This window comes from Acetobacter sp. ESL1128 (assembly GCF_058505085.1).
The window spans coordinates 1,575,471-1,594,575 of record NZ_CP196369.1; the positions used below are offsets into that span (position 1 = coordinate 1,575,471).

20 protein-coding genes are annotated in these 19,105 nt (G+C 58.5%); 8 read left to right on the forward strand and 12 right to left on the reverse strand.

What is annotated here, in order from left to right; translation table 11 throughout:
- The 3 genes from queE to ACSYTG_RS07310 are packed head-to-tail and all read left to right on the forward strand — an operon-like array spanning position 1 to position 1,884.
- A complete protein-coding gene (gene queE / locus ACSYTG_RS07300; protein WP_489782833.1) occupies positions 1-639 on the forward strand; it encodes a 7-carboxy-7-deazaguanine synthase in 639 nt (212 codons plus the stop codon).
- A 2-nt stretch (positions 640-641) separates the two neighbouring features.
- Positions 642-1,370, forward strand: coding sequence for a 7-cyano-7-deazaguanine synthase QueC (queC, locus tag ACSYTG_RS07305; protein ID WP_489782834.1), 729 nt, complete (start codon positions 642-644; stop codon positions 1,368-1,370).
- Positions 1,363-1,884, forward strand: a complete 522-nt coding sequence (locus ACSYTG_RS07310) for a 6-pyruvoyl trahydropterin synthase family protein (RefSeq protein WP_489782835.1) — start codon at positions 1,363-1,365, stop codon at positions 1,882-1,884. The genes queC and ACSYTG_RS07310 overlap by 8 nt, the downstream gene beginning before the upstream one ends.
- Before the next feature lie 60 nt (positions 1,885-1,944).
- Here ACSYTG_RS07310 and ACSYTG_RS07315 read toward each other — a convergent pair whose 3' ends face one another.
- On the reverse strand, positions 1,945-3,441 hold the full coding sequence (locus ACSYTG_RS07315; RefSeq protein ID WP_086646059.1) for a malate:quinone oxidoreductase: 1,497 nt from the start codon (positions 3,439-3,441) through the stop codon (positions 1,945-1,947).
- A gap of 282 nt (positions 3,442-3,723) precedes the next feature.
- On the opposite strand from ACSYTG_RS07315, the gene ACSYTG_RS07320 reads away from it, so the two are divergent.
- A complete protein-coding gene (locus tag ACSYTG_RS07320; RefSeq protein WP_165924937.1) occupies positions 3,724-4,158 on the forward strand; it encodes an OsmC family protein in 435 nt (144 codons plus the stop codon).
- 6 nt (positions 4,159-4,164) lie between these two features.
- Here the strand turns inward: ACSYTG_RS07320 and aroC are convergent, their stop codons facing one another.
- Together aroC and fabI are read right to left on the reverse strand one after the other, a co-directional pair.
- The gene (gene aroC, locus ACSYTG_RS07325) at positions 4,165-5,238 is read right to left on the reverse strand and encodes a chorismate synthase (RefSeq protein WP_086645919.1); all 1,074 of its coding nucleotides are present in this window, start codon (positions 5,236-5,238) and stop codon (positions 4,165-4,167) included.
- Positions 5,239-5,246: 8 nt separating this feature from the next.
- Positions 5,247-6,086 carry an enoyl-ACP reductase FabI gene (gene fabI / locus ACSYTG_RS07330; RefSeq protein WP_086645918.1) on the reverse strand — a complete coding sequence of 280 codons (840 nt, stop codon included), beginning with the start codon at positions 6,084-6,086 and terminating at the stop codon, positions 5,247-5,249.
- A 190-nt stretch (positions 6,087-6,276) separates the two neighbouring features.
- On the opposite strand from fabI, the gene pdxH reads away from it, so the two are divergent.
- Positions 6,277-6,915 (forward strand): pyridoxamine 5'-phosphate oxidase, encoded by a 639-nt coding sequence (gene pdxH, locus ACSYTG_RS07335; RefSeq protein WP_086645917.1) that lies wholly within the window; start codon positions 6,277-6,279, stop codon positions 6,913-6,915.
- A 66-nt stretch (positions 6,916-6,981) separates the two neighbouring features.
- On the forward strand, positions 6,982-7,860 hold the full coding sequence (locus ACSYTG_RS07340) for a universal stress protein (RefSeq protein WP_095348874.1): 879 nt from the start codon (positions 6,982-6,984) through the stop codon (positions 7,858-7,860).
- Positions 7,861-7,889: 29 nt separating this feature from the next.
- Here ACSYTG_RS07340 and ACSYTG_RS07345 read toward each other — a convergent pair whose 3' ends face one another.
- The 8 genes from ACSYTG_RS07345 to ACSYTG_RS07380 all read right to left on the reverse strand — a co-directional run bounded on the left by ACSYTG_RS07345 (position 7,890) and on the right by ACSYTG_RS07380 (position 15,687).
- A complete protein-coding gene (locus ACSYTG_RS07345) occupies positions 7,890-8,696 on the reverse strand; it encodes an MBL fold metallo-hydrolase (protein ID WP_354856443.1) in 807 nt (268 codons plus the stop codon).
- 18 nt (positions 8,697-8,714) lie between these two features.
- Complete coding sequence (locus ACSYTG_RS07350; protein WP_489782967.1) at positions 8,715-9,503, reverse strand: TatD family hydrolase; 789 nt, start codon at positions 9,501-9,503, stop codon at positions 8,715-8,717.
- Between the two features lie 11 nt (positions 9,504-9,514).
- Positions 9,515-11,053: a methionine--tRNA ligase gene (gene metG / locus ACSYTG_RS07355; RefSeq protein ID WP_489782836.1), complete on the reverse strand. Its 1,539-nt coding sequence runs from the start codon at positions 11,051-11,053 to the stop codon at positions 9,515-9,517.
- Positions 11,050-12,009 carry a DNA polymerase III subunit delta' gene (locus ACSYTG_RS07360; RefSeq protein WP_489782837.1) on the reverse strand — a complete coding sequence of 320 codons (960 nt, stop codon included), beginning with the start codon at positions 12,007-12,009 and terminating at the stop codon, positions 11,050-11,052. The genes metG and ACSYTG_RS07360 overlap by 4 nt, the downstream gene beginning before the upstream one ends.
- On the reverse strand, positions 12,002-12,640 hold the full coding sequence (tmk, locus tag ACSYTG_RS07365; RefSeq protein WP_095348877.1) for a dTMP kinase: 639 nt from the start codon (positions 12,638-12,640) through the stop codon (positions 12,002-12,004). Before tmk ends, ACSYTG_RS07360 begins: the two co-directional genes overlap by 8 nt.
- 3 nt (positions 12,641-12,643) lie before the next feature.
- Positions 12,644-13,855 (reverse strand): D-alanyl-D-alanine carboxypeptidase family protein, encoded by a 1,212-nt coding sequence (locus ACSYTG_RS07370; protein ID WP_278741851.1) that lies wholly within the window; start codon positions 13,853-13,855, stop codon positions 12,644-12,646.
- A 3-nt stretch (positions 13,856-13,858) separates the two neighbouring features.
- A complete protein-coding gene (locus ACSYTG_RS07375; protein WP_491706406.1) occupies positions 13,859-14,638 on the reverse strand; it encodes a septal ring lytic transglycosylase RlpA family protein in 780 nt (259 codons plus the stop codon).
- A gap of 68 nt (positions 14,639-14,706) precedes the next feature.
- A complete protein-coding gene (locus tag ACSYTG_RS07380) occupies positions 14,707-15,687 on the reverse strand; it encodes a lytic murein transglycosylase (RefSeq protein WP_489782838.1) in 981 nt (326 codons plus the stop codon).
- A 234-nt stretch (positions 15,688-15,921) separates the two neighbouring features.
- Between ACSYTG_RS07380 and ACSYTG_RS07385 the strand changes: the two genes are divergently transcribed.
- The gene (locus tag ACSYTG_RS07385; protein WP_086645908.1) at positions 15,922-16,488 is read left to right on the forward strand and encodes a DedA family protein; all 567 of its coding nucleotides are present in this window, start codon (positions 15,922-15,924) and stop codon (positions 16,486-16,488) included.
- On the forward strand, positions 16,485-17,567 hold the full coding sequence (locus tag ACSYTG_RS07390) for an ATP-binding protein (RefSeq protein ID WP_491706407.1): 1,083 nt from the start codon (positions 16,485-16,487) through the stop codon (positions 17,565-17,567). The genes ACSYTG_RS07385 and ACSYTG_RS07390 overlap by 4 nt, the downstream gene beginning before the upstream one ends.
- On the opposite strand, the gene ACSYTG_RS07395 is transcribed toward ACSYTG_RS07390, so the two are convergent.
- The gene (locus ACSYTG_RS07395; protein ID WP_354856427.1) at positions 17,557-19,101 is read right to left on the reverse strand and encodes an amino acid permease; all 1,545 of its coding nucleotides are present in this window, start codon (positions 19,099-19,101) and stop codon (positions 17,557-17,559) included. The genes ACSYTG_RS07390 and ACSYTG_RS07395 overlap by 11 nt on opposite strands.
- Positions 19,102-19,105: the final 4 nt, after the last annotated feature.

Here is a 19,105-nt window from a genome sequence, read left to right on the forward strand (position 1 = left end):
ATGGTTTACTCGGTCAAGGAAATTTTTCTTACCCTGCAAGGTGAAGGCGGGCAGGCAGGGCGCGTGGCCGTTTTCTGCCGCTTTACTGGTTGCAACCTGTGGTCCGGCCGGGAAGAAGACCGGGCTCAGGCCATTTGTCAGTTTTGCGATACGGACTTTATTGGCACCAATGGGACCGGGGGCGGCCGGTTCCACAATGCAGCAGAACTGGCCGCACGCATTGCCGGGTTCTGGCCTGCATCCGCCTCTCCCGGGCGCCCCCTTGTGGTATTTACCGGGGGAGAACCGCTGCTCCAGCTTGATGCCCCTCTTATTGCCGCCATGCACGACAAAGGCTTTGCAATTGCGGTAGAAAGTAACGGCACCGTACTGGCCCCTGAAGGGATCGACTGGCTGTGCATCAGCCCCAAGGCGGGCGCGCCACTTGCGCAAACCAGCGGGGCCGAACTCAAGCTGGTTTACCCCCAGCCCGGGCTTGACCCGGCGGATCTGGCGGGGTTGGATTTTGCCAATTTCTGGCTCCAGCCCATGGATGGCCCGGAGCAGGCAGCCAATACGCAGGCCGCTATTGCCTACTGCCTGCAAAACCCCAGATGGGCATTATCCCTGCAAACTCACAAGCTGACGGGAATACCCTGATCATGCCCCTGTCCTCCAAGGAACAGACCGAATCCGCCCTTGTGCTTTTTTCCGGCGGGCAGGATTCCGCAACCTGTCTGGCGTGGGCTCTGGCGCGCTTCCAACATGTGGAAACCGTGGGCTTTGATTACGGCCAGCGCCACGCCATTGAACTGGAATGCCGCCAGAGCATACGCGAAGGCCTTGCAGCCCTGAACCCGCAATGGAAGGAGCGCCTGGGGCCAGACCATACGCTCCCCCTGCATGCCCTGAATGATATTTCCGATACGGCACTCACACGGGATGCCGAAATTGCCATGACCCAGAACGGCCTGCCCAATACATTTGTGCCCGGCCGTAACCTGATCTTTTTAACGTTTTCTGCGGCTCTCGCAGCCCGCAGGAGCATGCGCCACATTGTAACCGGTGTGTGCGAAACCGATTATTCCGGCTACCCCGACTGCCGCGATGACACCATAAAGGCCCTGCAGGTTGCCCTTAATCTGGGTATGGACAGCCGCTACGTCCTGCACACACCCCTGATGTGGCTGGACAAGGCCGAAACCTGGACGTTAGCAGACGAACTGGGCGGGGAACCTCTGGTGACACTCATCAACCATGAGAGCCATACCTGCTACATGGGGGACCGTACCGTGCGCCACGCATGGGGGTATGGCTGTGGTACCTGCCCCGCCTGCCAGCTCCGCCGCGCAGGATGGGACGCTTACATAGCAGAAGACCAACATGCCTGACCTTGTTTTTACACGCCGCTTTTCCATGGGACACCGCCTTATTCACGGTGCCAGCGAAAGCTGCGCCCTGCCCCATGGGCACAACGAATTTGTCACCGTAAGGCTTGAACCCACCAGCCCCGCCCGGTTGGATGGGCGCGGGAACATGCCTGTCTCTTTTCAAAAAGCCAAGCAGACCTGGCACCGCTTTGTGGATGAACGGCTGGACCACGCGCTCCAGCTTGCCGGAGACGACCCGCTTCTGGCGTGGTTTAAAACACATGAGCCCGTCCGCGCCACACGTATTGTGGTGACCCCCGGAGACCCGACCACCGAGTTGATGGTTTGCCTGCTCATGGCCAAGATCAACGCCTTCCTGCTGGCCGAAGGGGGCGTTTTACGCTGCTCGGAACTCAGTATTGAGGAAACACCCACCAATACAGTCAGCTTTGCAGGCAACCCGGCTGACTTTATCCCCAACACCAGCTTACAGCAGAACTGGTGGAACCGGGCGGATATGAGCATAGCCGACTAACACCGCAGCTTTTAAGCTCGCCATCCCCCACATAAACAGCATGTGGGGGATGGGCGCAGTTTACTGGGTCAGGCCGAGCACCTGCGTTGTCTTATCAAAAATTTCCTCACACATGTCGGGATGCCGAGAGAGTTTCTGCCCGAATGAGGGGATGATCTCGCGCAGCTTATCCGTCCATTCCGGCATTTTGGTGGGGAAGCATTTTTGCAGAACATTCAGCATGATCGGGGCCGCAGTGGATGCGCCCGGAGATGCCCCCAGCAATGCGGCAACGGAGCCGTCCTCACTGGCAATGACTTCTGTACCAAATTGCAGAACACCACCTTTGGCAGCATCTTTTTTGATAATCTGCACCCGCTGGCCTGCAACAACCAGTTCCCAGTCCTTGGCCTGCGCGTTGGGAATAAAGTCCTGCAAGGCTTTAATCCGCGCACCCTGTGTCTGCATGACCTGCTCGATCAGGTATTTGGTCAGGGCCCAGTTATCCCGCGCAACGGCCAGCATGGGGCCAATATTATCCGCCCGCACCGAGAGCGGCAGATCCATAAGGGAGCCCTGCTTCAAAAAGCGTGTGGAAAAGCCAGCATACGGGCCAAATAGCAGCGCCGGATTGCCGTCAATCATGCGTGTATCAAGGTGCGGCACGGACATGGGTGGGGCGCCGACCGATGCCTTGCCATAAATCTTGGCATGGTGCTGGGCAATCAGGTCCGGGTTGGTGCAGCGCAGGAACTGCCCACTGACCGGAAAACCACCAATGCCACGCGCTTCGGGTATGCCTGTTTTTTGCAGCAGGGAAAGGGCTCCCCCGCCACTGCCGATAAAGACAAAGCGGGCATTGACCTCACGCTGGGTATTTTGTCGCAGGTCACGTATTTTCAGCCGCCAGCCATCACTGCCATTGCGGGTAATGTCGCTTACTTCGTGCTGCGTATGCAGCGTGCAGGCCGGGGTGCTGGCAAGGTAGGTAAACAGCAGGCGGGTCAGTGCACCAAAGTTGACATCCGTCCCCTTGAGGCTACGGGTCAGAGCCAGCTTCTGCCCGGCAGGGCGGTCCCGCATAATCAGCGGTGCCCACTGTGTGATCTGGGCCGTATCTTCCGTGTATTCCATACCGGAGAACAGCGGATGCTGGGAAAGTGCCTCGTAGCGTTTGCGCAGGAAGGCCACGTTGTCCTCACCCCACACAAAGCTCATATGCGGGACGGGCGTTAAAAAGTTTTTGGCGGAAACAATAATCTGACGCTCGACCAGATAGGACCAGAACTGGCGGGAAATCTGGAACTGTTCGTTTACCCCCACGGCCTTGGAAATATCCACCGTGCCGTCGGCGCCCTGCGGGGTGTAATTCAGTTCGCACAGAGCGGAATGGCCGGTCCCTGCATTATTCCACGCGTTGGAGCTTTCTTCCGCAACGCTGCCCAGACGCTCAAAAACGCTGATGCTCCATTCCGGCTGGAGCTGACGCAGCAATGTCCCAAGCGTAGCGCTCATGACGCCGCCGCCGATCAGGACAACATCAACAGAAGAAGCGGTATCGGTCGTGGTGGAACTCATTATGGTCTCCGCGTTATCAGCCTCGCCCGCCGCCGCGTCTGCGCATGGAAACGGGGCCAAAGATAATAAGCCGGAATGCCCCTACTCCTCCCTGCTTGCAAGGCTTTACAGAGCGTTCACAGCCATATTGTTAAATGCAGTATAGGCACATTCCGCCCAAAACGCCTTTTCATCTCTGCGAGAGCAGGCAGCCATGCATGAACTTTATCTACCGCCCCGGCGTTCGTGCAATACGATGCCTGCACCACCACTCAGGCGAACATAAAGACGGATACAGCGCATATGAGCAGCATTATCAAACATGGCAGCGCCCATTGGGAAGGTGCAATCAAAACCGGTAAGGGTACCGTTTCCACCCAGAGTGGTGCGCTAAACCAGCAGCCTTACGGTTTTAATACCCGCTTTGAAGGGCAACCCGGCACAAACCCCGAAGAGCTTCTGGGCGCTGCCCATGCGGCCTGTTTTTCCATGGCCCTGTCGCTCATTCTGGGGGATGCGGGGCTCACTGCCACCAGCATTGATACTCAGGCAGATGTCAGCCTGAGCAAAAAGGATGGAGGGTTTGAAATTACGTCCATCGCCCTGACCCTCAAGGCCAAAGTGCCCAACGCAACACAGCAGCAGTTTGCAGAACTGGCCAACAAAGCCAAGGAAGGCTGCCCTGTTTCCAAGCTCTTCAGGGCACCCATTACGCTGGATGCCACCCTGATCGGGTAGGAGGCGTTAGCCCCCTACCTGCCCACGGTGGCGGAGCAGATGGTCCGCAAGCACGCAGGCCATCATGGCTTCCCCCACGGGAACAGCCCGAATACCCACGCACGGATCATGCCGGCCTTTGGTAATAACCTGTGTTTCCACCCCATCTCTGGTAATGGAGGGCACGGGGGTTAGCATGGAACTGGTGGGTTTGACGGCAAAGCGGGCCACTACGGGCTGACCGCTGGAAATACCCCCCAGCACGCCCCCGGCATGGTTGGAGCCAAACTCCAGCGTGCCGTTGCGCATGAACAGGGCATCGGCATTTTCTGGCCCCGTTAGGGAGGCAGAGGCAAAACCATCGCCTATTTCCACCCCTTTAACGGCGTTAATGCTCATGAACGCTGCGGCAATATCCGCATCAAGCTTGCCGTAAATGGGGGCACCCAGTCCGGCAGGCACACCTTCGGCCACAATCTCGATCACGGCACCAATGGATGAGCCATCCTTGCGGATGGCTGCCAGATACGCCGCCCAGTCTTCCACCACTCCGGGGTCGGGAGCAAAGAAGGGGTTACGCTCCACCTCCGCCCAGTCCCAGCGGGTGCGGTCAATATCCTTGGGGCCAAGCTGGACCAAAGCCCCGCGTACACGCACGCCATCCCCCAGCACCTTGCGGGCAACAGCCCCCGCAGCAACGCGGCAAGCCGTCTCCCGCGCGGAAGAGCGGCCACCACCACGATAATCGCGGATACCGTATTTCAGGTCATAAACAAGGTCTGCGTGGCCGGGGCGATAGGTCTGGGCGATATCCCCATAATCGCGCGAACGCTGGTCCGTGTTTTCAATCATCAGGGAGATGGGTGTCCCCGTTGTCTGCCCTTCAAACACACCGGACAGAATACGAACCTGGTCAGGCTCCTGCCGCTGCGTGGTAAAAGCCGACTGCCCGGGCCGCCTGCGGTCGAGAAAAGGCTGAATATCAGCTTCGCTCAATGCAATGCGTGGTGGGCAACCATCAATAACACAGCCAATCGCGGGGCCATGGCTTTCGCCCCACGTTGTAACCCGGAACATATGCCCGAAAGTATTGTAGGACACGGCTGTGTTTAGTCTCCAGCAACAGAAATATCGGGAGCGGTCGGGTTTTTCATGCCTACAATATTGTAACCACAGTCCACATGGTGCACCTCACCCGTAACACCGCGGGACAGGTCGGAGAGCATATAAAGCCCTGCCCCGCCCACTTCTTCAAGCATCACATTACGCTCGAGCGGTGCGTTGTACTGGTTCCACTTCAGAATATACCGGAAGTCCCCAATACCGCTGGCGGCAAGCGTTTTAACCGGCCCGGCGGAAACAGCATTCACGCGGATACCATCCGACCCGAGATCCGCAGCCATGTAACGCACGGAAGCCTCAAGCGCTGCCTTGGCCACACCCATAACGTTGTAATGCGGCATAACACGCTCCGCACCCAGGTAGCTGAGCGTCAGCAGCGAGCCGCCGTTCTTCATCAGCCCTGCGGCGCGGCGTGCAACTGCCGTGAAGGAGTAGCACGAAATGTCCAGCGCGGTCAGGAATGCGGCACGGGGGGTGTCCACGTAGCGCCCGCGCAGGAACTGCTTGTCTGCCCAGCCAATGGCATGAACAACAAAGTCAAGCTCGCCCCATTCACGTTCGATCGTGGCGAATGTTTCGTCTATGGCGGCATCATCGGTCACGTCGCATGGCAGAACCAGCTTGGCACCAACACTTTCTGCCAAAGGCTGTACGCGCTTGCCCAACGCCTCGCCCTGATAGGTAAATGCCAGTTCGCCCCCCTGTGCGGCCACTGCGGATGCAATGCCCCATGCAAGAGAGCGGTCATTGGCAACACCCATCACCAGACCTTTTTTGCCCTTCATCAGCGTACCTTTTGCGGGCAGCTCGGCGTTGGGAGAAGACATGTGGGAACCTCAACCTACTTGTTTCGGAAAAAATTCTGGGTTTTCTGTAGGCGTGGTCGCATACACCGGCGCGTGAAACAAGCCCAAACACGCATGGACACGCTTTAAACTCGTATCCGGCAGGAGTATGGAATCACACAGGAAAGCGCGCGCAGCCCCTTTCCATGACATTTAGACAAGAGTCCGAACCATGCCGGAAACAGACCCAGCCGCCCCCACTGTCCCCTTTGTTGATCATCCCCTGATCGACCTGAGTGCAGACCCGTTCGCACTCTTTGACGCATGGATGCAAGACGCCGAAAAATCAGAACCCTGTGACCCCAATGCCATGGTGCTCGCCACGGCCACAGCCGATGGCCGCCCCTCCGCACGGATTGTTCTGCTTAAAGGGCATGACCACAGGGGCTTTGTCTTTTACACCAACATGTTCAGCCGCAAGGGGCGCGAGCTTGAGGCCAACCCCTGTGCGGCCCTGCTGTTCCATTGGAAGAGCCTGCGCCGCCAGATCCGAATCGAAGGGAACATAACACCGGTCTCCCCCGAAGAAGCTGACGCCTATTTTGCGAGTCGGAGCCGTATGTCCCAACTTGGGGCCATTGCCTCCGACCAGTCCCGCCCGCTGGCCGACCGTGACATTTTTGAACAGCGCCTGAAAAACGCAGAAAAGGAATTTGGCAACGGCCCCATTCCCCGCCCCACAAACTGGTCGGGCTACCGGGTCAGCCCGCAGCATTTTGAATTCTGGCAGGAACGCCCATACCGCCTGCATGATCGGGCCATATGGGAACACCACGGGAACGGATGGGACGTAACGCGGTTATATCCATAAGCGATCACGCCGAATCTTTGCCCCCTTCAGCGCGCCGCGCGCACAGATATTTAAAGGAGCGACACAATGAAAGACGTCCGCAAAATTCTGCTTCCACTCCCCAGCACGTCCAATGCCGAGGCTGCTCTGGTACGTGGCGGCAATTTTGCCCGCCGCTTTGGCGCGCACCTTGCCGTCCTGCACGTACGCCCCGATGGGCGTGACATTGCTCCACTGGCCGGTGAGGGCATGTCCGGCGCCATGGTGGAAGACCTGATGCGCTCGGCTGACCACGAAAGTGCCCGCCATGCCCATGACGTGCACACACTGTTCGAGCGCTACACCGCTGCCAACCCCGACATAAAGGTTGTGCCCCTGCACAGCGCCTACCCCGATGATGCGCCAAGCATCAGCTTTACCGTGGTCCGTGGTGCGGAAAGCGAGATCATTCCCGCGCAGGCTCGCCTGTCGGACTTTACTCTGGTGCCACACCCCGATTCCGGTGATGAGGTATCCTCTTCCGAAACACTACACGCCGTTCTGTTTGATAGCGGGCGCCCCGTGGTAATGGCCCCCCGTACCGCTCCGGTCGGGCTGATCAAGCGTGTCTGTATTGGCTGGAATGGTACGGCTGAGTCCTCCTCCGCCCTGCGTGGTGCCTTGGCCTGGGCACAAACGGCCGAAGCCGTGCGGGTGCTGCACTGCGGGGACTACCAGCGCCGTGGCCCCAGCGCAAAAGACGTGGTGGAGTATCTGGCAGCCCACGGCATCAAGGCCGATGCCGTTGAGTTTCAGCCTGTCGAGCGTGATGTCGGGAAAGGGCTGCTGGCAGCCTGCCGCGAGTTTGATGCCGATATGCTGGCTATGGGAGCTTATTCTCACTCCCGCCTGCGCCAGCTCATTCTGGGTGGTGTTACCCGCCACGTGCTGGAAAGCGCTGACATTACAGTGCTGATGAGCCGCTAGACCGCTCTTGTGTAAAACAGCCCCCCTCCTCACCCCGCGTGGGGAGGGTCAGGGAGTTCAAAGCTCATGCCGTCCCATGCAGCTTCAACCCCGGGGGGAAGGTGTTCACGCATCCAGCCCCAGTCCATTTCTGCTCCCATATGGGTCAGAATAACGCGCTCTGGCTGAATCAGGGCTTTCCATTCCAGCACCCGGTCGAGCCAGGCATGCGCGCCATGGGGCGTTTTTTGAAAACAGTCCACCATCCATGTACGGACGCCACGCAAACACGCGACAGACTGTTCGGGCAGTTCCACCACATCCGTACTATAGGCAAACGTCCCACACCGTAGTCCCGTAGACGTGACGTAACCGTGGTTCTGTTCGAACAGGGTAAAGGCGTATCCGCCAATATTGACCTGTTCTCCCCACAGAATGGGTTGGGCATCCAGCACCGCCCGAAAAAAATACGGCGTTGTGTGGGGTTTGAAAACGTAAGCAAACCGCTCCTGCAACTCCCCCAGCACTTCTGCGGTACCGTATGCGGTAATGGCCTTGTCAATCTGGCGGTTAATGCCCCTTAACTCGTCCAGACCAGAAACATGGTCCGCATGAGTATGGGTGTAGATTACGTTCTCAAACGCGCTAATACCGTGTGCAAGCAACTGGGCGCGCAGGTCTGGCCCGGTATCGACCAGAACGCCGCATCCATCTTCCATCCGCAAAAAAATGGATGCACGGCTACGCCTGTTGCGGGGTTCAGCCGGGTCGCACGCGCCCCACTGGCCATGCCCGTCTGGCCCACCGAGTGCAGGCACGCCAGATGACCCACCACACCCAAGCACACTGACCTTCATACCCGGCTTACTCCCGCTTTAACGCACCTTACGAAACAACCTGTGGAAGTTCTGTGTTGTCTGCTCGGCAAATGCAGCCACATCCATCCCCCGCTCCTGCGCAATGCGGCGCGCCGTATGCGCCACAAAAGCAGGCTGGTTCCGTTTGCCGCGCTGCGGCACAGGGGCCAGATAGGGGGCATCTGTTTCCACCAGAATACGCTCTATGGGCAGGTCACGCGCAACACTGCGGATTTCCTCACATTTGGGGAAGGTCGCAATGCCGGAAAAACTGACATACCCACCAAGGGCCACCACCCGGCTGGCCAGTTCGGGGCCAGAGGCAAAGCAGTGGAGCAGGATGGGAAAAGCACCTTGAGCGCTCTCATCCTCCAGAATGGCCGCCACATCCGCATCAGCCTGCCGAGCGTGGATGATAACGGGGATCTCCAGCGCACGGGCAGCCTGAATATGCCTGCGAAAGCTCTCCTGCTGGAGCGGACGAACACCTTCCTGCCCATGGAAGTAGTCCAGCCCTGTCTCCCCTATGCCAATCACTTCGGGGGTGTCGGCCAGTGTTACAATATCCTGCACCTGCGGTACCGGGGCTTCTTCCACATGGTCGGGGTGCGTGCCAATTGTGCACCATATCCGCATATCCGGGTGGGTAAACTGGGTCAGGCGCTTCTGCTCCCCCGCATTGGACAGGCGTGTGCCAATGGTAACCATGCCGCCCAGCCCCGCCTCTTGGGCGGCATCAAGCAGGGCGGGCAGTTCCTCGTCCGAAAAATGATCAAGATGACAATGGGAGTCGATCAACCCGGGCATGGTGACATCGCTCATGACTGTTCCGGCTCAACATAACGGGGGAAGATACCCTGCGGGGCGGGCAGTTGCCGCCCACCGGGCAGCGCAACCTCAAGGGCTGCGAAGGTCCGTTCGTCCTGCGTCACACCAAGCTGGTCGAGCATACGGGCCATGCTGTCCGGCATAAAGGGCTGGAGCACGGTGGCAATTCCGCGCAGGGCATCCAGCAGAACGCGCAGAACATCCGCCATGCGCTCCACATCGGTCTTGCGCAGTGCCCATGGGGCCTGATGGTCGATATAGGCGTTACAGGCGCGAATGACCTTCCACACATCTTCCAGCGCATCGGTAAGCGCACAGCGCTCAAGCTGCGCGGCCAGCAGTTGCGGTAGAACCACAACCTGCCCCAGAAGCTTTTCATCCTCTTCCGTCAGCGTCCGGCGTTCTGGCAGAATACCGCCACAGTTCCGCGCGACCAGAGAGAGGGTCCGCTGCGCCAGATTACCCAGATCGTTGGCAAGTTCCACGTTATTGCGTGTGATCAGCGCCTTGCGGGATAGATCGCTATCCCCGCCAAAGGGGACTTCCCGCAGTACAAAAAAGCGAACCGCATCCAGCCCGAACTCCGCAACCAGTTCCCTGGGGTCCACCACGTTGCCCAGAGACTTGCTCATCTTCTGGCCTTCAATGGTCCACCAGCCGTTGGCAAAAACCTTTTTGGGCAGTTCAATACCCGCAGCCATAAGGAAGGCAGGCCAGTAAATGGCATGGAAGCGTGCAATATCCTTACCCACAAGGTGCAGGCTGGCAGGCCAGTATGCCATGCGGGGGGCGTCTGCATCCGGGTAGCCCAGCGCACTCAGGTAATTGGCCAGCGCATCAAACCACACATACATGACGTGCTGCTCATCACCGGGAACGGGAATACCCCATTTAAAGCTGGTACGGCTGATGGACAGGTTACGCAGGCCCTGTTTGACAAAACTGATGATCTCGTTGCGTGCACCATGCGGGCCTAAAAACTCGGGATGCTGCTCATACAGTTCGAGCAGACGGTCCTGATAATCGGACAGACGGAAGAAGTAGGATGGCTCCTTGACCCACTCTACCGGCGCGCCGGTAGGGGCAACCTTTTTACCGTCCGGCCCTGCGACCAGTTCATCTTCGCCATAAAAACATTCATCACGCAGGGCGTACCAGCCCTCGTACGCATCCAGATAAATGGCGCCGTTATCCGCAACCTTGCGCCATAAGGCTTGCGCGCTGGCAATGTGCCGGGGCTCGGTCGTGCGGATAAAATCATCATAGGAAATGGCCATGGCATCGGCCATGGCGCGGAAGTTGGCCGAAACGTTATCCGCAAATTCCTTGGGGGCAACACCTGCCGCCTGCGCGGCCTGCTCCACTTTTTGCCCGTGCTCGTCCGTGCCCGTCAGAAAAAAGACATCATCCCCCGCCAGACGATGAAAACGCGCCATAACGTCCGCTGCAATGGACGTGTAGGCGTGGCCGATATGCGGTGCTCCGTTCACGTAATAAATGGGGGTAGTCACATAGAAACGACGGGTCATTCTGGGCTCGCAATCGTCATGGCTTCAATTAGGGCTTCCTGTTTATCCAGATTAAAGCGTTCCGTCTCGGTGTGAACGCGCATAATCTGCTCCCATGCAGCAGCAAGGGCCATACACTGGCGGTTTCCTGCCTTTGCAGCCTGGCGTGCCGTGCTTTGCAACTGGTCCGCCAACAGGGCAAAGAAAAGGCTGAAACCGTAATCCTTGCGTAAAACGGCCTCTGCAATTTCGTAACCCCGCAGGGGGAGCACTCCCTGTAACACCTCGGCAACCAGAGCGGCCATGTTACCGCCTGTGTCTGCCAACAATGCCACAGCCTTGCCCGGCGCTCCATGTGATTGTGACACAATCCGTGCAAAATCCTGCGTGGGCAGGTCCGGCCACAAAAGATGGAGCACACGCTGCATAGCCGCATCTGGCAGGGGAGAAAGCTCGAGCCTGCGGCACCGGCTACGGATGGTTGGCAACAGCCGCCCCGGTGCGGAACTGGTCAGAATCAGCACAGTGGCGGGCGGGGGCTCCTCCAGAATTTTCAGCACAGCGTTAGCCGCGCTGCGGTTCATCCATTCCGCGCCATCCACAATAACAACACGCCAGCCCCCTTCGGCTGCCGTCCGGCGCAAAAAAGCGTTAATCGGGCGCACATCATCGGCAACAATTTCCTGCCGGTAGCGCTGCTTTTTTTCATCATACCCGCGCTCCACTACCAGCAGATCGGCATGACTGGCGGCAGAAATACGGCGGGCAACCGGGTTTTCCGCTTCCATGCCACCCAGCAGGATACGGGCCAGGGTAAAAGCAAACGTAGCCTTGCCAACACCGGGCGGCCCGCTCACCAACCAGGCATGGGGCATACGGCCTTTGGCAAGAGAACCCCTGAACAATGCCAGTTCAGCCTCATGCCCCTGCAACTGAAGCGAAGCTATGCGGGGGGACAGGCCGGACGCATCAGACATGGGGCAATCTGGGCAAAATTTCCTTCATGATCAGGCTGCTCACGGCCTCCTGACTATGATTGGCGGTTGTAATGCACTTTACGCGCTCAGGCTGCTGGTCCGCTATTGCCATAAACCCTGCGGCAATACGGGCGTGGAAGGCTTCATCTGCCTTTTCGTAGCGGTCTGTGGGCACTCCGCGTACGGCCAGCCTCTGCCGTGTGATCTCCCTTGGTGCCTGCAGCAGAAAAGTCATATCCGGCATCAGCCCCAACTGGGCCTGCAACGCGGCGATCAGGTCCAGAACAGCAGGCTGCCCCTCCGCCCGGCCGTAGCCCTGATACGCCATGGTCGAGTCCGTAAAACGGTCACACAGCACAATCTGCCCTTCTGCCAGAGCAGGGCGGATAACCGTATCCACATGGTCAAACCGTGCGGCAAAATGCGTCAGTATCTCGGCACGGAGAGACAGGGGGTTTTTGCCAAACAGCAGTAGCTGCCGCAAGTCTTCCGCACCAGCGGAACCGCCCGGCTCCCGCGTAGCCAGCACCCTGTACCCGTGCGATTGCAGGGCATCCCTGAGCAGGCGGAGCTGCGTGGACTTGCCAACGCCCTCCCCGCCCTCAAGCGTTATGAACAGACCAGACTGCATGGCTTAAAGGTGCAGCCGTCGGGCCGCCCGGCCAAGCAGGCCAAGAGCAGGCACCGCCTGCCCTGCCACAAGCGGAATACTGGCTTTTCTGCCGCCGGGCAGAACCACGCTCAACTGCCCGACAACCTGCCCTTCGCTCACAGGGGCAATAAGTGGGCTATCATAGTCTATGGCCACATGCGTGCTGTTTTTCCAGCCATGTGGCAGCAGCATCTTGAACTCCTGAGCAGCAACCAGAGGTACGGTCTGGCTCGCCCCCATCCAGACAGGGGCCTGCTCTACAATCTCACCTTTGTTGATGATCTGGGCGGTTTCAAAATTCGCAAATGCCCAGCCCATCAGGCGCTCGCCTTCGCGCCCGCGGGCGCCATCACTCGGCAGGCCGTTAATAGCCATGACAACCCGCCGCCCATCCCGCTCGGAAGAGGCGCACAGACCAAACCCACCAGCATCCGTGTGGCCGGTTTTAAGGCCATCAGCCAGACCTTTGACCACCAGACTGTTGCGATTTTCCTGATGAATTTTGTTAAAGACGAACTCTTTTTCCGAAAAGAAATGATAATATTCGGGAAAATCATGGATCAGGCGCAACGCCAGATACGCCACATCCCGCGCGGACATGTAATGATTTTCCGCAGGCCAGCCGGTTGCGTTCATGAAGTGCGAATTGGTCAGCCCCAGCTTGGCGGCCGTATCATTCATCAGCGCAACAAACTGTTCCTGAGAACCGGAAATCCCTTCGGAGAGCACAATGCACGCATCATTGCCGGACTGGATAACCATGCCCTGAATAAGGTCCTGCACCGCAACGCTCTGCCCCAGCGGGACGAACATTTTGGACCCCTGCATGCGCCAGGCGCGCTCGCTAACCGGCAGCATCTGGTCGAGCTTGAGCCGCCCTGCGCGCAGCATGCCAAATGTGACATAAGCCGTCATCATCTTGGTCAGGGAAGAGGGCGGCATGCGCTCATCCGCATTTTTTTCCAGCACGGCAGCACCGCTGCCATAATCCAGAATACAGGCCCAGCGCGCCATTGTATCCACCGGCCCTACGGGCGTGGTGGCTGGCGTTTCGGGCACGGTAGCGGCGGGTGCCTCGGGCGCGGCCGAAGGGGCAGCACCGTGCCGGGGGCGCGCCACCGCACCCCCTACAAAGCTACCAGAAAAAAGGGCAGCGCCCCCTGCGAGTAAAAACCGTCGAGTCTGCAAAGCTATTCCCTATTCGACGACGATGTGAGAACCATTAAAACCATTTGCCAGCGCCCGCTTAAGGGCTGCGTCTGCGGCACTTATAGTCGCAAACGGCCCCTGCCGGACAGCCCACATCATGCTTTGGCCAGACATAACGGGCCTGACCACACCACCATGGCCGCCAGCCTGCATGACCGCAGCGGAGCGGGATGTAAAATCCATTGTCTCTACCCAAAGCATGCCCGGAGCCGCATAACCCTGCGCATAAGCCACCGGCAGATCCGCCAGCTTTACGCCAGTGGATTCAGGGGCACTCTCTACCCCACCACCAACGGCCACGACCGAAACACCGCCATTCCCGCCAAGGTTGGACTGAACAACCTGCTCGCGTGGCGCTGCCGCAATTTGCAGGGCAACCCCACCGGGCAGGGTTTCCGCCAACTGGCGGCTGGCAACTTCATCTTCCACAATCCGAACCTGTGCTGGCCCTGCCCCCATGCCAAGCAGATTGGCCGCCTGCGTGGACAAAGCCAGCGCACGGCCCATTTGCGCAGGGCCACGGTCGTTTACCCTTACACGCACCTGCCGCCCGTTTTCCAAATTGGTCACGGTAACAATGGCAGGCAACTGGAGTGTGGGGTGGCTGGCCGTCATTGTGGCCATGCTACGCACCTCACCATCGGCGGTCAGCTCCCCTTCACGCCCATCCTGACGTATGGCAAGGCCGGTTCCCTGCCAGGCAAACTCCTCCCGCGGGTAAAACCACTGGCCCGGCACATGCCATGCGGCCCCAACCGTATAATGCACATCCGAATGGGGTATAGGTGCCGGAGTACACGACGCCAGCAGAAGACAGCCCCAGAAAACGACTTTTTTCACGTTATGGCATCACCCAGAAGCCCTACGGCCAATGCATAAAAATCTGATGGATTGTACCGTCGGATCACGTTGAAATTGTGGTAAACAATAAAGGCCTCACCCCCCGGCCCATCAGGGCGGATCACCGCCCCTTCCTGCACGGAGGCACCAAACTCCCCAGCACGGGGCCTTACTCCGTGCTGCTCCCACCATGCAAGCGGTCTTACGTGGTTGCGGCCAAGAAGGGACTGCTCCAGAGCATCGGGCAGTACAACGCCCTCCCCCCATGGTTGCCCGGCCTGCCAGCCACACCTAGCCAGATAGTTGGCAATGGAGGCAAAAACATCGCCCTCATTATGCCAGATATCCGCCCGCCCACCTGCGGGGTAACTGGCCGCGTAACGCATATAGGCACTGGGCATAAACTGCGGCTGCCCCATGGCCCCCGCATAACTGCCGAGCATATGGGCCGGGGCCACTCCGGCCTGTTCCACCACATGGAGCGCCTTGAGCAGTTCGGTGCGGAAAAAGCTGGCGCGGCGGCCATCATACGCCAGCGTTGCCAGCGCATCGATCACCGAGAACGTACCCATGCGGGTGCCATATGCGGATTCCAGCCCCCATATGCCCGCAATAGCGCCCTGAGCAACACCGTAAAGCCTGCTGATCCGCCCCAGCAGCTCTGCGCGCTGCTGAATGGCGGCCAGACCATCATTCAGTTTTTTCTCGCTCAGAACGCGGTCTTTGTACTGCGCCCATGTCAGGGTGAATTCCGGCTGGTGCCTGTCCGCCTGCAAAACCTTGGGGTTCGGGGCATGCAACGGCGCCAGCGCCTGCGCAACCACGGAGGCAGAAACACCCTGCCCCACAGCTTCCCGCCTGACCCCGGCCAAAAACGCAGCATAGCTGCCGGTCGCACCTTGCGCTGCATTGCGCGCACAAACAGGTGAGGCCACCAGCAAAGCGCCCCCCCCAAGCAAAAGTTTTCTACGTAACATGAGGCACGATCCGCTTTGCAGACGACACAGGCAAACACACTATCCTGCTTTTGCATGCCTGTCAGGCCGTGTTGTCCGCTTTAATCCATGCCAGAACTCCGGCTAACCATATGCAATGCCGGTTTTTATACGCATCTCCCCAAAACTTGACAGGAGACGCGTAAAAGAGCCTGTTGCCGCAGGTTCTGTGCGCAAGCCGGACCACATCTGCCGTGTTGGAGAGCAGGCTCCGTTGTGCTTGACCATTTTCTGGAACTGACTGCCACACAACCTCTTTTGCAGGTTCTGATTGTTATTCTGGCAACTTTTGTGCTGGAGGACGCGGCAACCGTTGTTACGGCTATTCAGGTTCATCTCCATACAATCAGTATTCCCGTGGCCCTGGGCGCCCTGTACGCGGGCATTGTTCTGGGCGATGTGGGGCTTTACGCTCTGGGCGCGTTAGCCGCCAAATGGCCCCCCGCACAGCGTTGGGTTAACGTTCCCTCCGCCCAGACACAGCAGGCATGGCTGAGCAGGAACCTGTTTGTGGTTGTATTTGTCAGCCGGTTTATTCCGGGCACACGTCTGCCCCTTTATACGGCCTGTGGTTTTTTCCGGGCTGGGCTGGCTGTTTTTACGGCAGCTACCTTCTGCGCCACCCTGTTGTGGACAACAGCACTCTTTATGCTCTCCCTGCGTGTGGGGGGAGCGCTTCTGGCCCATCTTGGCGCATGGCGCTGGGTTGGCGTGGCCGGCTTTGTGGCCGCCATCATTCTGGTGGGGCGGCTTGTTGCGCGCACCCAAAAACACAAGATATGACCTTATCCATGCCCCCCTCCCAGCAAGACAAGCACCCCAACCCTCTCTCACTCTTCGAGTTCTGGCCGCGCTGGGTATTTTACACACCCGTTGTGGCTTACTGGATCCTGCTTGGCTTGCGCTATAGGGATGTCACACTCCCCACCGCCGCCAACCCCCGTATAACCACCGGGGGCCTGTGCGGGGAAAAGAAAAGCGACCTGCTGGACATGGCTGGCCCATATGCCACCCAATGGATTGCGCCATACGCAACGTTAACCACTGGCGAGAACGATCTGGCCAAGGCCACGCAGGCCATGCACGCCAAGGAGCTGGCATTCCCTGTTGTTGTCAAACCCGACATCGGATGCAACGGCACGGGGGTCAAGCTGGTACATACGCAGGAGGAACTGGCACAGGTCTGTGCGTCATTCCCGCGCAATGTGGAACTTGTCATTCAAAAACTGATCACATGGCCGCATGAAGCCGGGCTGTTTTACATCCGCCACCCGGATGAACCCACAGGCCGCCTGACATCCCTGACATACAAGGACATCCCCTTCCTGATCGGCAATGGCAGGAATACCGTTCTGGAACTGCTCAAACAGGACGCCCGCACCAGCAAGGTACTGCATATTTACACCCCGCGCCTGCAGCACCGCCTGCACACCATTCCCGAGCAGGGGGAAAGGATTGATCTGGTTTTTGCAGGTAATCACTGCAAAGGGGCAGTTTTTCGCAATGGCATAGCCGACATTACGCCGGAACTGACTCAGCGGATCGACCAGATCATGCAGGATATTCCCGACTTTTATTTCGGGCGCATTGACCTGAAATTCCGGTGTGAGGAAGACCTCGCCCGCGGCGAGAATTTTGAGATCATAGAAATCAACGGTGTTGGCGCGGAAGCCATCCATATCTGGGATGCCAGAACGACCCTGCGCGAGGCCTATGCGGCACAGTTCCTGCATTACGGAGAAAGCTACCGCATAGGGGCCAAAAACAAGGCCGCAGGCTGGAAACCCACAAACCTGTGGTACGGGTTACGCCTGTGGCGCGAACAGAAAAAACTGCTGGCGTCCTACCCGCTTAATGACTAAGCGCATCCTGCGCCATTGTAGCCCGGTGCTCCTGCGCCAGACGGGAATGACGCCGCCCGTAAAAGCGGTAGCACCCCCACCCACATAGCGCATAAACCGCCAACAATAGAGCGGGTACGGGATCTCCCCCCATAAGGGACAACACCATTTCCCAACAGAGTGGGGCAACCATAAACCCGCAGAACACCATGCCGAGCAACGGCACATACCCAACCCATACGCCGCGCAGCACAAACCCACCAAACGGCACAACAAAAGCGCGCTTATAGTCCGGGGCCGTATTGCGCATCCATATTACGGTAAAGCAGACAATGCCAAACGCTGTTGCCGTGCCCAGGCTGACCAGATCACCAATAATATCAATTGGTAGAACGGCAGTCGCCAAAGCGACCACACTCCCCAGCATGATGCTGCCAAGCCATGGCGTGTGGTAACGCGTGTGCAAACGCGCAAAAACGGAAAACAGCAGGCCATCTTCAGCCATGGCAAAAAAGATTCGGCTCTGGGCGTACAACAGACCCATCAGTACCGAACATAGGCCAACGACCGCGCCAATTTTAACAAACAGAGCAAGCCATGGCTGATGCATGGCATTAACCGCAATAGCCAGTGGGTCCGCCACATCCAGCGTCTGCCATGGCACAACACCTATCAGCACGGCAGCCACCACCATATATACCGCCGTGCACACCACCAGTGACAGCACAATCCCCACCGGCACGTCCCGTCTGGGGTTTTTGGCTTCGGCCGCTGCGGTAGAAACGGCCTCAAACCCGACATAAGCAAAAAAGATAACCGACGCCGCCCGGAAAATACCGGGAACACCGTAACGAAAACCACCCTGATACGCCGGAATGAACGGCGTCCAGTAGGCCGGGTGCATTTGCCACACACCCAGAGCCACAAAAACCGCCAGCACACCCACCTTAAGCACCACAATGAGTGAATTGATTTTAAAGGATTCCCGTACCCCCACGACCAGAAGCCCGGTCACGATCGCAATGGACAAGGCTCCCAGCAGGTCACATTGCCAATGGCCTGCAATATGCCGGTTAAGACCCAGAGAAACCACTTCCAGAGTTGTGGTGTGCAAAGCAGGTGGAACATGCACCCCAAGATCTTCCAGCAGACTGGCAGCGTACCCCGAAAAACCGGCCGCAACACCCGCGCAGGAAATGCCGTATTCCATCAACAGCAGCCAACCAACGCCCCATGCCCACCCTTCCCCCATGGATACGTAGGCATACGTGTAGGCTGACCCCGATACCGGCATAACAGATGCCAGCTCCGCATAGGACAGGGCCGTAAAAAGGCAGGCAATACCCGCAATAATAAAAGACAGCAGAATGGAGGGGCCAGCATAATTGGCAGCGGCAGTTCCGGTCATGACGTAAATGCCCGCACCAATGGTTGAGCCCACGCCCAGCATGGTCAACTGCAATGGTCCCAGCGTTTTTTTCAGGCGCTGCTGCCCGTTTTCCAGCTCTATTCTGGCCAGTGACTTGCGCAGCAAGGGAGCACGCACCCGCTTCATCCCG